Origin of the sequence: Pseudoalteromonas sp. DL2-H2.2, from assembly GCF_021532535.1 — a bacterium.
Classification (GTDB): Bacteria; Pseudomonadota; Gammaproteobacteria; order Enterobacterales; family Alteromonadaceae; genus Pseudoalteromonas; species Pseudoalteromonas rubra_A.
Window position 1 is genome coordinate 337,105 of sequence record NZ_JAKGBD010000003.1, and the last position, 16,193, is coordinate 353,297.

Sequence of the window (16,193 nt, forward strand, 5' to 3'; positions counted from 1 at the left end):
TTAGTGCCTCACCAATTTTAGCGAAGCCTTTACGCCTGTTAGGCGGGCGTTGATAGGCAAGATCTGTCCGGCGTCGGCCCTGCAATATAAAGATATAAGGCTCAGAGACACCCACCCCAAACTGGCGTACAGTGTGTGCGCCGTCTATCTTTGGGTAATACTCAATGGATTGAGGAAATGGACAATGCCAACAGCAAGGAAGAAGCAAGTCAGCTTAACCGATACCAAATATTATCACTGTATATCTCGATGTGTTCGTCGAGCGTTTTTGTGCGGTGAAGATAGGTTTACAGGTAAGTCTTATGAACATCGCCGGGACTGGGTTGAAGAAAAGCTGCTGACGCTGGCAAAGGTATTTTGCATTGAAGTGTGTGGCTATGCGGTGATGAGCAATCATACACATATTGTGCTGTATGTAGATGATAAAAAAGCACAAAGGTTATCAGATAAAGCGATAGTCATTCGCTGGCATAAGCAGTTTAAAGGCAACTGGTTGACGCACAAGTTCATCAATGGTGATGAGCTGAGCGAGTCAGAGCGCAGTATGCTTGATGCCGACATCAGTGAATTCAGAATACGCCTTGCGAGTATCAGCTGGTTTATGCGGGTATTGAATGAAGATATTGCACGCAGAGCCAACAAAGAAGATGGTTGTACTGGCCGTTTCTGGGAAGGACGGTTTAAATCTCAGGCCTTGTTAGACGAAGCGGCAGTGGCTGCGTGCATGGTGTATGTAGACCTGAACCCAATCAGAGCCAAACTGGCAGAAACACCAGAAACGTCGGACTATACCAGCATCAAAAAGCGCATTGAGCATGCAAAACAGAGGATACAACCTTCAAGCTTAAGACGGTTTGCTGGCAACCCACGTGAGCGCATGCCAAGTGGCCTGCCGTTTGAGTTAACCTATTACATTCAACTGGTTGAATTAACGGGTAGATGTATGCGTGCAGGTAAGCGGGGTTGCATCAGTGACTGCCAGGGCTTGTTGACCCGATTACAAATAGACCCGGACAACTGGCTAAAGCTCACAACCCAATTCACTAAAGTGTTTCATGGTGCGGTAGGACGAGAGGAGGCGTTGACAGAATACTGTGAGCACCTGCATAAAAGGCGTCGAGCAAACCTGACTCAGTGCGAACGATTATTGCGTTAACCACGCTCATTGCTGTTAATTTATCGTAGCTATTCAACCCACCTCAGGCAAGGTGACGGCATCGTTTTGCCTGAACTCTCCCCCAACCTCGGTTAACCACCGTTCAAATTAACAACGTTCCCTAGAACAGGAATGTAGCTCCCAAGATATTTGTGTATCAAGCGTACGATTCACGGCGATATCCAACTTATTGTTTCTGATAAAGGAAACCTTGTGGTGGGTGTCGTCTTTGTTGGCGTTTGATAAAGGAAACTTTGTGGTGGGTGTCGTCTTTGTTATCTTTTCGTTGTCGATATCGAAGTTTTGAGTCATGTGTCACTCCTGTTTTAATCATAATAGTGAAATGACACAGAATTTTGAACACTACCCCTCCCGCAGATCAAGGCGTTATGAGGAAGAGTCTAACTAACCTTCGTTTGCAAATATGCCATAAAAGCATTTGTTTTTGCTGGTATGAAAGTTCGAGTTGGATAGATCAGCCAAATAGCGTTGTTAAAATTTTTTCCGCTGATATGCCAATCATCTAAGATACTCACTAATTTTTTGTTTTTTAATTCTTCTCTAATGATCCAATCTGGTAGTAAAGAGATGCCAAAACCACTTTTTATACACTCCTTAATGGCTGATGCTGAGGTAATTGTTAGCATTGGGCTGATAGAGACCGTTTCGGTATTTTGATCCCGCCTAAAATTCCATTCTTTATTAAAGCTATTATAACTGAAACTAATTAGTCGATGCTTTTGAATATCTTGTGGGGCTTGAATCGAACAAGATGCCTCTAAATATTCTTTACTGGCCACCAATAGGTATCGAACGTCGATTAGCTTTCTTGCAATAAAACTACTATCACTCAAATTACCATGGCGAATTGCCAAATCAAATTGCTCGTCGATGATGTTTGATTGACTATCTGAAAGCGTCAGCTCTACTCGAATCTTGGGATATTGGGCGTGAAACCCCTTCATCAGAGGGGCCAAAACAGTTTGACCGAATGATGTCGAAGCAGTCACTCTCAGCGTACCGAATGGTTCGGAGTTTTGAGTAAGAATTTCTTGCTCTGCAAGTTCTAACTCTTCAATTAGGATTTCTACCCGTTGGTAGTAGTGTTCTCCTGATTGAGTGGGGGCAAGGCGACGAGTTGTACGTTGAAATAATCGTGTTTGAAGTTTTTCTTCAAGTGAAGCAATCGCTCGGGACACAGATGAAGGCGCTATATTCAACTCCTTAGCAACCGCAGCGAAGCTTCGCGCTCTGTAAACTGAAATGAAAAGTCGTATTTGCTCAATATCCATTAGTGCATCATACGCACGAATGATTTGCGTTTCATCTGGTTTTTTGATTTTTTTTGATGAGTATGATGCTTCTATCGCTTAACACTCAGTAAGAGAGCACACAATGCCAACAATATTACGATTGGATTCTAGCCCAAGAGACAATTCGTCTCATTCACGAGCGGTTGCTGATGCAGTAGAGCAATCGCTCATTTCTAATAGCGAAGATTGGAGCGTCATTAGACGAGACCTATCGACCCAGCATATTGATGTTATTAGCCAAGAAACGATAGAAGGTTTTTACGCGGCAAAAGAAAGCCTGCCTGAAAACCTTAAAAAAGCCACCGCCTTATCGGATGAATTGATTGCTGAGCTTGCAGAGGCCGAAACGCTGATAATTAGCGCGCCTATCTATAACTTTAGTATTCCTTCATCACTTAAAGCATGGATTGATCAAATTGTAAGGGTGAATGAAACATTTGCATTTGATGGTGATTCCTTTAACGGTTTGGCTAAAACGAAGCGAGCGATACTGGCATTATCTTATGGTGCAACAGGTTATACCCAAGGTGGCGAACTGTCTGATATGAATTTTTTCGAACCGTATTTGGTGTCTCTGCTTAAGTTTATAGGCATTAACGAACTTGAAGTATTTAGAATTGAAGGCACGTCGATACTAGATTCAGACCAACTGGCAGTAGCAAAAGCAGAGCTTTATTCGCAAATAAACAAAACATTGAAAGGAGGAAATAAAAATGTCTAATGCTTTAAATTTCACGGGAAAAACTGCGCTCATTATGGGTGCAAGCAGAGGAATAGGTCTGGCAACAGCGGAACTGTTTGCTGAGCTCAGGGCTACGGTTGTGCTTGTTGGGAGAACGACTGATAGCTTAAAAAAAGCAGCGCAGAAGATAACGAATCAAGGCGGTACTGCCTTTGCATTTCACTGCGACGTTAGCAATTATTCGTCTGTAAATGCTGCTGTTGAGTACTGTATCAGTCAAACAGGACAAATAGACTTCTTAATCAATAATGCTGGAGTCATTGATCCACTCGCGCATTTAATCGATAGTGACCCTGAAGAGTGGGCACTGGCCGCGGATATCAACTTTAAAGGTGTATATTACGGTATGCGTGCTGTACTTCCTCATATGGTTGAGGCGGGTCATGGCGTTGTGGTAAATATGAGTTCAGGTGCTGCTAATAGTGCGTTACCCGGATGGAGTCACTACTGTTCAACTAAAGCCGCGGCGAAGAAACTAACCGAAGTTGCACATCGCGAGCTTCAAGGCACTAATATACGAGTTGTAGGCCTCTCGCCAGGCACGGTAGCCACTGATATGATGTCGAAAATTCGTGATGCTAAGATTAATGTGGTAAGCGATTTGGAGTGGTCGGCACATATCCCAGCTGAATGGGCGGCCAAAGCAGTCTCATTTTTATGTGGTCCAGAGGGAGAAGAGTTTGCAGGCACTGACTTTTCAATTAAAACACCCGAAGGAAGGGAGCGTGTGGGTCTTCCTGTGAAGTAACTCATACCAAGTCAAATCAGCCGACCGCTAAAGTGTTGGCTGATTGAAGCGTTATGCGTGTCGGATCAATTTGGGTTTAGGAGTGCAGTTTGGCTAAAAAACATTATGTGGTTTGGAAAGGTCGAGAGACAGGCATTTTTACAACGTGGGCGAAGTGTAAGTCATTAGTTGACGGCTTTGCGGGAGCGAGATTTAAATCGTTTCCAACTTTAGAGGAAGCGGAGTCTGCGTTCGGTAAAAAAGCAAAATCAACAGCACCAAAGGCGAAAGCCAATGTTGTTAAAACATCCAGCAAATTGAAATCCGCGCCCTTATCTCAAGAACAAATAGACGCAATGCCGTTTGAAGTGAAAATCTACACTGATGGTGCTTGTGAACCGAACCCTGGGGAGGCAGGGACGGGCCTTGCGGTATATGAGAACAACAAGCTAACCGAGCTCTGGTATGGTCTGTACCAATCATTCGGTACTAACAATACTGCCGAGCTTCATGGACTCAACCAGGCTCTACTGCTTGCAAAGGAAAAGCTAGCAACAGGAAGTTCAGTTGGTATCTTTTGCGATTCAAAATACTCTATCGACTGTATTACAAAGTGGGCTAGTGGTTGGGAGAATAAAGGTTGGACTAAGTCAGGCGGTGAAATTAAAAATTTGGACATAATTAAACCAGCTTATTCTCTCTACCAAGAGATATCATCTCAAATTACGATTCACCATGTGAATGGGCATGTTGGCATTGAGGGTAATGAGTTAGCTGATAGGATGTCCATTCTGGCTATTGAGTCTCAGGATGAGAGTCTTTCTTTGTATAGAGAAACTCATAATATTCCTGAACTTTTGGCACTGCGTGCTGGTTGATAAATAAACATAACAAGAGACAATGGCGACAATAGCTAACTTAAACCACATCAGCCATCCCGAAGGCGTCATCCGGGATGGCTATTTTGTTCTTTAAATCTGTGTGACTCAGTCCTCAGTTTGCGTCCGTTCAGCGATCCGCGCCTTCAGAGTTTGCACAAAGCTCCGTGATACCGGGATTGGATTATCTGCGCCTGCCAGCAGCACAAAGTGTTTGCGGGCCTGGTATTTAAGCGCTAACAGCTGCGTGGCATTAATGATGTAGCTGCGGTGCAGCCGGTAAAATTGTGACTCGGGCAATTGATTGCAAAAGCCATCAAGCGTTTGCTCAGAAATTATGGTGTCTGTGTTGTGAATCTCTGCCCCGGGTTGGGTCAGGTGCACCCGCCGATAGCGACCAATACTTTCAATGTAATTGATGTGTTCAAACTCAATGATCTTTTGCTGTGCATGATCACTGAGCGTCAGGCATGCTGCGGAGCCCGATGGTTTGATCTGGGTCTGCTGACGAATGATTTTGCCTATGCTTTTGGCAATCAGCTCCGGCCTGGCGGGTTTGACTAAATAATCGATGGCATTGGTGTCAAAGGCTTTCAGTGCGTATTGTTCGTACGCAGTCATAAAAACCAGCTGATACTGCAAATCCTGCGTCGCTTTGGCCACATCAAAGCCATTGAGCTCGGGCATTTCGATATCGAGAAAGACAATATCCGGGCGCTTGAGCATGATCTGCTCAATGGCCGATTTACCATCCGCTGCTTCTGCAACTATTTCCAGCTCATCAAAGCCAGTTATTACATCCCTTAAGTGCTGCCTGGCAGCCTGTTCGTCGTCAACAATGATCACGGTTTTGGTATTCATACTCGGCTCTGGTTATTTATCTGGGTAACTGGATAAACGCGCTGGTGCCTTCATCGGACGAGACAAGCTTAAACGTGGCGGCGTTTTGATAGTGCAGCGCAAGGGTGTCTTGTGTAATACGCAGTCCTTCGCCCGGGATCACCTGGGTGTCTTCAAAAGGTGTGCCGGTATCTTGTATTTCAATCAGCAGAGTGTGGGCAGTTGCTTCAACAATGATACTGATATGGCCCGCATGGGCATATGGGGCAATGCCGTACTTAACGGCGTTTTCAACCAAGGGTAACAACAGCAAAGATGGCACCGGCTGCGGGTCTAACTCGCTTGGACAATCCAAGTCAAACGTGAGTCGGTCTGCAAACCTTTTTTGTTGTAAAACAAGGTAAAGCTCGACCAGTTTGAGCTCCTGTTCCAGCGCTATAAATTGATGCTTGGCAAGTTGAATGGTATGACGCAGCAGGTCGCTGAGGTCGTAAATGAGCCCTTTTGCCTTGTGTGGGTCTTGAGTCACTTCACTGGCGATCAGGTTAAGGGTGTTAAACAAAAAGTGCGGGTTAGACTGCATTTTCAGCATTTGTAGTTCTGCTTTTTGCGCCTGCAATTGAGACTGAAAGTGATACGCTTGTTGTTTGAACATCAGCATGACAGCGATGTAAACAAATGTCTCAAGCAACATAATAATGACAGGCAAAAATGTGACCTGAGAGGCCGTGTTTGCGTTTGGTAACGTGACGATTGGCCCCATTAGTGCGTACAGCAGAATAATGGAAAAAGGCCTGAGCAACCAAGTATTATGACGAAAACTGGCGGGTAAAAACGGCGCACATACCCACTCAAATAGGTTAAAGAGTAAATAACCGGCACAAAACCCTCCCCATATTTTTACGACGACCTGTGCAAATAAAAGAAGCGTGAATTGGTCGAGCAGTAGCAACACACTGGATAAAAGTAAGATATTGAGCCCAGGCCAGATCAGTAAAAATATCCAGGTCTGAGTTTGTCTTTTGTTATAAAGCCCGGTCTGGTTCGGTATTGTATGCGCTGAATTCACTCGGGGTTCCGGCTGTGATTGAGTTGTTCAATGGTACAGGCAATTTTATCCTGATGATATGCCGCCATAGCACCATTGAGACAGACTTTTACACCATCTGCGCACAACCGGCTAGGTTGCATCCGTTTGCAGTGATATTCCTATGCCTCAACACAACAAGCAATTGTTATCTGATACATAAGGAAAACAAAGATGGTTCACAACACCCGAAAAACACAATTTAAGCTAAAGCAGACCGTTGTCACGTTGCGCAAGGCCATTGGGGTCTGCCTGTTAAGCAGCATTTTAGTGGCATGTAGCGATAGCGACGATGAACAAACCAGCGCAGAAGAAACGGTGACTCAGGAGGTTACTGAAGGTACCTCATCTGCCAACCCGGACAGCCACTCAGAATCAAAGCCTGCCACCGGCCCACTAAGTGACGCCTGTTTACAGGCTGATATTACTACGTCAACCACCAGCAAAGGCGTGGAGTTTATCCGTACCCCGGATGCCTGTTTTGATGATTTACCCGACTACGACTTTGCCGCAAATTATCTGGAAGTAGAAGGGCTCAGACTGCACTACGTAGATGAAGGGCCGCAAGATGGCGAAGTGGTGCTGATGCTGCATGGCCAGCCAAGTTGGTCGTATTTATATCGTAAAATGATCCCTATTCTGGCCGATGCGGGTTATCGGGTAATTGCGCTTGATAATATGGGGATGGGTAAGTCGGATAAGCCACTTAATGTTGCCGCGCACCAGTATGAACACCATGTGTCGTGGACTAAGGCGTTTATCAACAAGCTGCAACTCACCGACATTAATTTATTTGTGCAAGACTGGGGCAGCCTTATCGGACTTAGAGTGGCTGGTAATATGTCTGAGCGTTTTGCCAGAATTGTGGTAGCGAACGGAGATATGCCTATGTTTCCAACAGGTGGAAACCCGTTTCAATTGCCTGATTTTGCCATAGATGGGTCGCTTACGGCGGATGCCGGCACATTTTTTGATTCACGTTCAAGCGATCCAATCGTAGGATTTCAGCAGTGGATAGATTACGCAGCCAGTGTACCAGAGTTAATGGCGGGGGATGTGGTGCAAAAGCTCTCGGCGATAGAGTTGAGTGACGCCCAGGTAACGGCTTACAACGCGCCCTATCCCAATGTGCAATATAAAGCCGCAATTCGCGCGTTTCCATCCATGCTCTCTGGCATAGAAATGCAAACTTTACCGGCATGGCAAACTTTAGGTGCCTATCATAATCCGTTTATGTTTAATGCGGGCGAATATGACAAAGGATTAGGTAGTGAGGCCAATCAGCGCAAATGGATTAACCATGTACCCGGTGCCGAAGGCTCAGATCACAGGCGCTTTCAGGCAGGTCACTTTATTCAAGATGATGTAGGCGAGGAGTTGGCGCTGCACTTTTTAAACTTTATGCAAACAACCACGCCACAAGCGCCGCTGGTTACTGGCGGGCCAAGCTACAATATGCGTTACTGTGAGATCTTATTGCCTTATCAGGAAGATGACAGGGTGGTGGCGCAGGTGTGGGGCACGCCGGGTGTTGATATGTGCCAGCAATCGAAGTGGGATGCCATCGACTTTGGTGAGGTTGCAGAGCAGTATGGTGCACTGAGCGCAATCCCCAATGGTCCGCGTTTTTTTGTGGTGGATGAAAGTCGGGGGGGTGACACTATTACGCTGGACTCGGATACGCAGGTTCGCCAATTCGGCGATGTAAAAATGCGCTTATTAACCACGGCTGACATGAGTGTGGCGCAGGGCGAGCAAATACCTTATGTGGCGGGAGAAGTCTCGAGAAGTAATACCTGGCACTTCTACAAAGGCAGACGCATTTATGAGCTTACCGATAATACGGGGCAGGTCTTTGTGATGCAGTCATTCAGCCGTATTTCGGACCCTTCATTGCAAATGGATGACCTGGCGCATTTGGGAGACAGGCTTAACTTGCCTGAAGGCTGGCAGTTTTCAAGCCGAATTCTGACGGAGTCGCTTGATATGACGCCCGTTGACGGCATTGCTTATGTATTACAGGATGAGTTGGGCAATAGCTATCAGCTTGCACAGTAGTCACCCCGGTCATCTCCTGGCAATGGGAGGTGACCACTCGCGCAACATGTGTGAATTTCTCCCTGCGTTGCAGCACGGCTGCAGTTTAGGGTGAAGTTCCACATAATGATGTTGCTAACTTTGGCATTGTCATGTTGTGGGTGTTTGCCAAACTCACAGGTATAAGACAGCCGCATTATGATAGCTGAGTACTTATTATGCTTAATTGCACGCATGGCATTTCGAGAATTAAGCACGTCACCATTAATAAGCAAATTGGTATAAAAAGGGTGCAAATAATGCTGACCTGCACCCCTGGCTTTTCTAGAGCTTAAAGCTTTCCACCAGTTTGATAGGCTCTCCGTCTACGTCCAATACGGCGACGACCTTCAGTACTCCGTTTTTGAGCTCTTCAGACTGGCGTAAGTGCGGTTGCCAGTGCTTTTTCTCATAGGGAGAAATGCGGATGTCCTGCTCCCAAAGCGCAGGCTGAACTGCCGGGCTTTGGTAGGGAAGGAACTGTACCGACAGTTTCCCATGGGTGTTTCCGGAATAGGGTCCGGTCAGACTGATCTGTAGATCTGAGTTGCCTTTGCTAAGCTGGGCATTTAAATACACGCCATCAAAGCGCTGATTTTCCAAAGTGATTTGGCCCGTCTGCATTAGACCTTGCCAGCTAAGCGTGTAGTCTGCTTGATTCTGGGTTTTCGACAACGGCAGTTTGTGTCTGCCTGGCGGCAAAGAGTAGGCTTTGCCGCTGTGAAGCTTAACTTCGGCAGTTTGCTGGCTGGGGTTATGTGCTGAAATAAAAGGCGTATCACCGTCAAACCGTAACGCCAGTTCGATGCCACTGAGCGAATACAACGCGTCATCAGAGAGCTGCTGTTGCCAACTTTCGAGCATGCTTTGTAAGTTCGCGCTCAGTGCACCGTGCAGACTCTGATCGGATTGTTTTGCCAGCTGAGTGGCCAGTGTGGCCATACAACCCGGGAGTTGCGCCGAAAACGTGACACAGGTATTGAAGGCTCTGTGTACCAGATTTGCACCTGCAAAGTACCAGGGGTTCGCAGTGGCCAATTCCAGTTCTGGTACATTATAGGTATGACCATACAGATACGGCGTAACAGTATGATTCATGTTGCGACCCAGCAGGGCGACGTGTTGAAAGTTGATTGTGTTCAATACGTTGTCAGGCACTGTAAAGGTAAGGGTTTGTGTGCTGCCAGCTGATTTAAGCTCAACTTCCAGCCCCGAACTGGTGGTACGCACATTGAGACCCAGTTGCGAGGTTTGCGCTAAACTATTGAGCATTGAAGGCGTGAGGGCAACTTCCTGTGTGGTGCCGCTGGTTGTGTCAATGACGGATAGTCGCGTGCCATCTGTAAGCAGTATTTGTAACATCTGATCCTGAGTAAAGTCAGCTTTTTTAGTCAATCCAGCACGTTGGGCAAGGCTGTCTTTGCTAAGTTTGGTTAGCAAACCAATACCAATGTCACCCCGGCTCCTTTGTTCTGGTTGCAGAGACAATAAAGCTGCGAATGAATCTTTGCTGAGCGGATTAATAGCAGGGTGGGGGTCAGGCGCCGGAAAGTCTAAGACCGAATGGGTAGCGTTGTCCATTGGGGTAATGTCCAGGCGTTGCAGGTTTTTCTCGTCACTGCTTCGCAACCAGTAGCCAGCCCCATTTTGCTCCCATGGACCTCGCACAATATGAAAGCTCGGCTGGGCAGATTTCACGAACTGAGCAAAGTCGCGCTCTAGCTGTGGCCAGTCAGCAAAGGTGCGCTTGAGTAATTTATTGGCTGTTGGCAAAGTGGCGTCAGAGTCCGGGTTCAGTGCCATCAGGGTGCGCAGGTAACGTTTAAAATACTGATAACGTATAGGATCGCTTAACAAAAAGTGCACAATAAAAAAGTTAAGGCCACGGTGTAATTGTGGGTCATCATTAATTTGTTCAAAGCTGGGCTGTGCATTTTCATGATACTGTGTCAGCCCAAGTGACTGATAATTCATTGGCGCACGGTCGAACACCATCACTCTGAGCTGTTTTTTGTCGCTGTCATAAGTATGACTGGCTATGGCATCGGCCATACCTTCAGTGATCCAATTTGGCGCCCAGGTTGAGTGGCCATTCAACGCCATATGAAAGGCATGCATGGTTTCGTGGATCACAATATAACGCTGATGGTGGTGCCTGTGGCTCGGGAAGCTATATCCGGCCCGGTTATAGTACATGGTTTCACCGCCGGCCGTTTTGTGTACGCCGCGCAGAAAACCGTCGTCCAGCATGGCTTCACGCACCCGTTCACGAGAGCTGCCATACACTACTGCAATTCGCTGCTTATCTATATTGGCAGGCGCCATACCGAACAGCTCAACATAATGGGGATAAGACATCTCAAGCAACTCAAGATACAGCCGCACTTTGTCTTCGCTGAGGTCACTTTTCAGTGCAAAGTGCTTGCTTACCCACCAGTGATAGCCGCGGCTGTTGGTAATTTTTCCTTCGCTGTAGGTGCGCGGAATTTGCTTACCCACATAAGCAATGTCGATATGATTCAAGGTACTGACTCTGCCGGCAACGTCAATATCCACGCGCATCTGGGCCGGGCTTGGAATGGCTTGTGCCACCTGTGCTGACTGTTGTGTTGTGTGTTGCTGTCTCACACCTTCCGTCGACTGACATCCGCTCAGCAGTGCCAGCGCAATTAAACTCATACGTAACATTTTGACTTTCTCTTATTTGTGTTTTATGTATATTGTATACAATAATAATCAATAGGATCTAAGTCAATGTCTATAAGCTCACCGCCCGGTCAGTCCAGCGCCGGGGCGCAGACTGTTAATACTCGCAAAGCGGGATTCAGCCGTGCCTTTTACGTCGCAAATCTGATGGAGATATTCGAACGATTAGCCTGGTATGGCTTTTTTGCTGTCTCGTCTGTGTACATGACAACACCCAGCGCACAAGGAGGCGTCGGTTTTACCGATCTGGAGCGTGGCGCTGTGCAGGGGATCATTCCCTTTTTTTTATATCTGTTGCCTGTACTAACGGGAGCACTGGGCGATCAGCTGGGCTACCGGAAAATGTTTTTACTGTCGTTTGCCATCATGGCGCCTGGATACTATTTGCTGGGTCAGGCGCAAAGTTTCTGGCCGTTTTTTGCGGCGCTGAGCCTGGTTGCGCTGGGAGCGGCGTGTTTCAAACCAGTTGTTGTCGGCACCATTTCTCATAGTACCAATGACAGTAATCGTGGCCTGGGTTTTGGTATTTTTTATACTATGGTGAACATAGGCGGTTTTTTGGGCCCGTTACTTGCCGGGGCGCTCAGGGCCATCAGCTGGGATGCGGTGTTTATGATGTCGGCCTGCTGGATCCTGATCAACTTTATTCCTGTTTTGTGGTTTTACCGCGACCCGCCCAGCCTTAAACGGGAAAAAGCCCCGCTGGGTAGTGTACTGACAGAAGCTCAGTCAGTCTTGGGTAATGGCCGTTTTGCACTAACCTTGTTGGTTGCCGTTGTCCTGCTGATGTGCTCCGGCGTTGAGGTGCTGAGCTATGGACAGGCGTTTACGCTGATCGGAGTGTGGCTGGTAGTTAATCTGATCTGGGACCGCATTGCACATAAAGTGACGAAAGCAAACGCATCCTGGTGGGTACAACCAATGCGGATCAGCAATGTGCGCTTTGCACTCTATCTGGCCATCATTGCCGGGTTCTGGACGGTGTATAACCAGCTATTTTACACCTTGCCCTTGTTTATTCGAGATTATGTGGACACCCGCGACTTACTGAACTTTATCGCTTGTTTTGGCGAAGATGCCGTTGCATTCTTTGCATATGTTGATAGCAGTCAGCTGCAAAGTGCAATTCAGGCACTACATGCTCAGTTGCATGAAGGCACTCATCCAACCGCCGAAGCACTGCGATTGGAGTGGGTACACCTCAAAGTTAATGTGCCAGTCGCAGAACTCAACGCCCTGATGGCACAATTGTCTGCATCGGTAATGCTGTCAAGCGCGCAGCTTCAGGATCTTACCAACGAGCTCTTGATTTATCGGCAGATCAACCCTGAGTATCTGATCAATCTGGATTTTGCGGCCATTGTACTGCTACAGATCCTGGTCAGCTACTTGTGCCAGCGGATCAAGCCATTTTATGTTCTGACCGCCGGGTTAGCGGTGATGTGTGGTGCGTTTGGGTTGATGGCCACAGAGCTGACTGCAACAGGAGGGGCATTGATAGTGACCGTGATCTTGTTGATTGCACTGGGTGAAATGCTGACCTCTCCGAAGAGCCAGGAATATGTCGCCAGCATTGCGCCGCCATCTCAGGCGGCTTTATATATGGGTTACTATTTTGTTTCTATGGCGCTGGGCTTTCTGTTTGCCGGGTTTTTATCTGGCTGGAGCTATGCCACTTTGGTACAGCAGCAAAACCGACCCGATTTAATGTGGGCATTGTTCGGTGCGCTTGCCTTAGTGACCGCCATCGCCTTGTTCTTGTTTAATCGTTACTTGATCCAAAAGTCAGCGCTGCAAGCGCCAACAGAGCAGGTTGCATAACCATGGGTGCAGGTTCGAAACTTCTACGGGGAACACTTAGTCGCACATTGGTTGCCTTTATCAGCTTGCCGTGGCTAGACTGAGGCGACTAATTACTACAAAAAAGAAGCGAATATGTTGAAAACAACTCTGATCACTGCCGCTGTCCTTATGGCCTGCGGCAATGCTTTTGCCGATACTTTGGTACTCAATGCGGATGCTGCACTGGATGTAAAAAGCGGTAAATTGATCCGCCCGGCCACTGTGGTGGTTGAAGATAACACCATAGTGTCGGTGTCACGCACCAATCGTAAGGCACACCCGCAAGATGCAACGGTGATTGACCTTGCCGGGCACACTTTGCTGCCAGGCTTATTCGATATGCACGTGCACCTGACCGGAGATGCACAAGTACATGGTTATAAACGTCTGCAGCGCACGGCCCCGCGCTCGGCAATTACCGGTGTGCGTAATGCCAAACGTACATTAGCAGCCGGGTTTACGTCGGTGCGCAACCTGGGGGCACCGGGTTATGCCGACTTGGCACTACGAGATGCAATTTATGACGGCGATGTGCCAGGACCGCGGATCTTCGCTTCGGGCCCGGCGCTTGGGATCACCGGTGGGCATTGCGATAATAACCTGTTTACTCATGAACATAAGGTTGTAGCAGCGGGCGTAGCCGATGGCCCCTGGGCGGTCAGGCAAAAAGTGCGCGAAAACATCAAATACGGGGTCGATGTTATCAAGTTCTGTGCAACCGGTGGGGTGCTGTCTAAAGGAACGAAGGTGGGGGCGCAACAGTATTCTTTTGAAGAAATGCAGGCGCTGGTGGCAGAAGTCCACTTGCGTGGGTTAACCGTTGCTGCACACGCACATGGTACCGATGGTATCAAGTCTGCTATCCGTGCCGGGGTTGATTCGGTAGAGCATGTTAGCTTTTTAGATGACGAAGCCATTGCGCTTGCCAAAAAGCATGGCACCTACTTTTCTATGGATATCTATAATACCGAATATATCCTGAGTGAAGGCGAAAAAGCCGGTATCTTACCCGAAAGCCTTGATAAAGAGCGTAAAGTGGGCGGCACCCAGCGCGCCAGCTTTAGCAAAGCCGTGAAGGCCGGCGTTAACATGGTATTTGGCTCCGATGGTGGCGTTTATCCGCATGGTCAAAATGGTAAGCAGTTCAGCCGTATGGTTAAATTTGGTATGAACGAATTGCAGGCACTACAGGCCGCAACCATCAATTCGGCAACCCTGCTCAAAATGCAGGACACGCTAGGCTCTTTGGAGCCGGGCAAGCTGGCCGACATCATTGCTGTGCCGGGTAATCCGTTGGAAGACATCCAGGTGATGGAAACCGTCACCCTGGTAATTAAAGACGGCAAAGTCGAAGTGGATACACGTCAGTAAGCATGCCGTTTACCCTCAGACATACCGGTATCTCGCCGGTATGTTTGGTTTTCCTGCCAAGTTTTAATGACTGCAAAGAACAAGCGACCTTACCGACAATTGAATTGAAAATAATCACTTGCAGATTGTTAATGGTCGTTTTTCGCAGGATAATAGCAAAACGATAATAAGCAGCAAACTCGCATGGCGGTCTAATGTCAAAAATAAAATGGAAACAGCGCCGTGCAACTTGAATTGTGTTTTTCTGGGGAATGATAAATGGATGTACTGGGCACACTGATTTACGCCACTATGCTGGGAGTGCTGGCACTGGCGTTACTACAGGCGGTGAATAAACCCAGGCAAATGCAAACGACCTGCCTGATAGCGCTGCTGGTCTTATTGATCATTCATGTTTGTGGTGAACTGGTGGTGTACTCAGGCGCGTATCAGCATGTTCCCTGGCTGGTCGGTGCACAATTTCCTGTCCGTGTGCTGCTGGGGCCCGCCCTGTATTTTTATGCCTGTGCAACTATGTCTCCCAATCCTGAGTTTTCGAAACGTCACTATTTGTTAGCGCTGTCGGGACCTGTGTTGGTGATAGCCGTGATGTTGCCGTTTGTTACCGGTCTGAATTCAGCCGAGAAACTGGCGCTTGCAAACCCCGCAACCCGTCACCCAGAACATTATAAACTGGCTCTGTTCACTTGCTTTGCTGCAACACAGATCTTTGTATTTTACACCGCCGTTTACTTTTTCAGCGCATTAAAGCTTCATGCCCGCCACCGCCAACAACTCATGGAGCGTTTTTCCGAGATTGAATCGCGATCTGTCAATTGGTTTGGGGTCATCTTATTACTCTGGGGGCTAGTGTGGTTGTGTTATGCCATCAGCTATATCTCAGTATTTTTTGGCTGGCGCTGGTTCGGGCAGGGCGTGGTATTACCCATTTTTGAGGCATGTGTATTACTGGCATTCGCTTATCTTGCACTTAATCAAGCAATTTTGGCACCCTCAGATAAAGCAGAGCCGCGTGCCCAGCAGCCTCGCACCTCAACGGTGAGTTTAGATCGAATGCAACGTATTGCTGCCAAACTGGAAAGGGTAATGAAAGACGAGCAGCTGTTCATGGAAGAAGACTTGTCACTGCATAAACTTGCCAGTGTCATTGGGGTCAGTGAAAACCATATTTCTGAAACCCTGTCACAATTGCTGCAAACCAATTTCTTTCAGTTTGTGAATAGCTACCGGATTGAGGAGGCTGAAAAACTGCTGAAAAGTACAGACAGTCAGGTGTCGACCATACAGTTTGACGTTGGATTTAATTCAAAATCAACCTTCAACACGGCATTCAAAAAAGCCACAGGACTAACCCCAACTCAATATCGCAAACAAGAAAGTACTGTAACTAACTAAAACTTATATGAATAAAAAGTTCGAACGGGCCCATTCGAACGACAACCAGACTCTCCTCCC

General features: G+C 47.4%; 12 protein-coding genes. 8 read left to right on the plus strand and 4 right to left on the minus strand.

Translation table 11 applies throughout. The annotated features are described in order from the left end of the window. The first annotated feature begins 184 nt into the window (after window positions 1–184). Window positions 185–1,156 carry a transposase gene (locus tag L1285_RS07190; RefSeq protein WP_235411564.1) on the plus strand — a complete coding sequence of 324 codons (972 nt, stop codon included), beginning with the start codon at window positions 185–187 and terminating at the stop codon, window positions 1,154–1,156. Between the two features lie 401 nt (window positions 1,157–1,557). Here the strand turns inward: L1285_RS07190 and L1285_RS07195 are convergent, their stop codons facing one another. Further along, complete coding sequence (locus tag L1285_RS07195) at window positions 1,558–2,448, minus strand: LysR family transcriptional regulator (RefSeq protein WP_235411566.1); 891 nt, start codon at window positions 2,446–2,448, stop codon at window positions 1,558–1,560. Window positions 2,449–2,551: 103 nt separating this feature from the next. Here L1285_RS07195 and L1285_RS07200 point away from each other — a divergent pair, with 103 nt between their 5' ends. From L1285_RS07200 to L1285_RS07210, 3 genes are all read left to right on the plus strand, one after another. Beyond that, window positions 2,552–3,190, plus strand: coding sequence for an FMN-dependent NADH-azoreductase (locus L1285_RS07200; RefSeq protein WP_235411568.1), 639 nt, complete (start codon window positions 2,552–2,554; stop codon window positions 3,188–3,190). After that, a complete protein-coding gene (locus L1285_RS07205) occupies window positions 3,183–3,959 on the plus strand; it encodes an SDR family oxidoreductase (protein WP_235411570.1) in 777 nt (258 codons plus the stop codon). The genes L1285_RS07200 and L1285_RS07205 overlap by 8 nt, the downstream gene beginning before the upstream one ends. Before the next feature lie 89 nt (window positions 3,960–4,048). Beyond that, on the plus strand, window positions 4,049–4,816 hold the full coding sequence (locus L1285_RS07210; protein ID WP_235411572.1) for a ribonuclease H family protein: 768 nt from the start codon (window positions 4,049–4,051) through the stop codon (window positions 4,814–4,816). 108 nt (window positions 4,817–4,924) lie between these two features. Here L1285_RS07210 and L1285_RS07215 read toward each other — a convergent pair whose 3' ends face one another. After that, entirely contained in the window at window positions 4,925–5,677 is a 753-nt protein-coding gene (locus L1285_RS07215) for a LytR/AlgR family response regulator transcription factor (protein ID WP_235411574.1), read from the minus strand. A 16-nt stretch (window positions 5,678–5,693) separates the two neighbouring features. After that, window positions 5,694–6,725: a sensor histidine kinase gene (locus L1285_RS23850; protein WP_235411576.1), complete on the minus strand. Its 1,032-nt coding sequence runs from the start codon at window positions 6,723–6,725 to the stop codon at window positions 5,694–5,696. A gap of 192 nt (window positions 6,726–6,917) precedes the next feature. Between L1285_RS23850 and L1285_RS07225 the strand changes: the two genes are divergently transcribed. Then, the gene (locus L1285_RS07225) at window positions 6,918–8,801 is read left to right on the plus strand and encodes a haloalkane dehalogenase (protein WP_235411578.1); all 1,884 of its coding nucleotides are present in this window, start codon (window positions 6,918–6,920) and stop codon (window positions 8,799–8,801) included. Between the two features lie 303 nt (window positions 8,802–9,104). Here L1285_RS07225 and L1285_RS07230 read toward each other — a convergent pair whose 3' ends face one another. Beyond that, on the minus strand, window positions 9,105–11,498 hold the full coding sequence (locus tag L1285_RS07230) for a hypothetical protein (RefSeq protein ID WP_235411580.1): 2,394 nt from the start codon (window positions 11,496–11,498) through the stop codon (window positions 9,105–9,107). A 75-nt stretch (window positions 11,499–11,573) separates the two neighbouring features. Here L1285_RS07230 and L1285_RS07235 point away from each other — a divergent pair, with 75 nt between their 5' ends. From L1285_RS07235 to L1285_RS07245, 3 genes are all read left to right on the plus strand, one after another. Then, entirely contained in the window at window positions 11,574–13,346 is a 1,773-nt protein-coding gene (locus tag L1285_RS07235) for an MFS transporter (protein WP_442960479.1), read from the plus strand. 114 nt (window positions 13,347–13,460) lie between these two features. Next, window positions 13,461–14,738: a Xaa-Pro dipeptidase gene (locus L1285_RS07240; protein WP_235411582.1), complete on the plus strand. Its 1,278-nt coding sequence runs from the start codon at window positions 13,461–13,463 to the stop codon at window positions 14,736–14,738. 258 nt (window positions 14,739–14,996) lie between these two features. Next, window positions 14,997–16,133: a helix-turn-helix domain-containing protein gene (locus L1285_RS07245; protein WP_235411584.1), complete on the plus strand. Its 1,137-nt coding sequence runs from the start codon at window positions 14,997–14,999 to the stop codon at window positions 16,131–16,133. Window positions 16,134–16,193 lie beyond the last annotated feature (60 nt).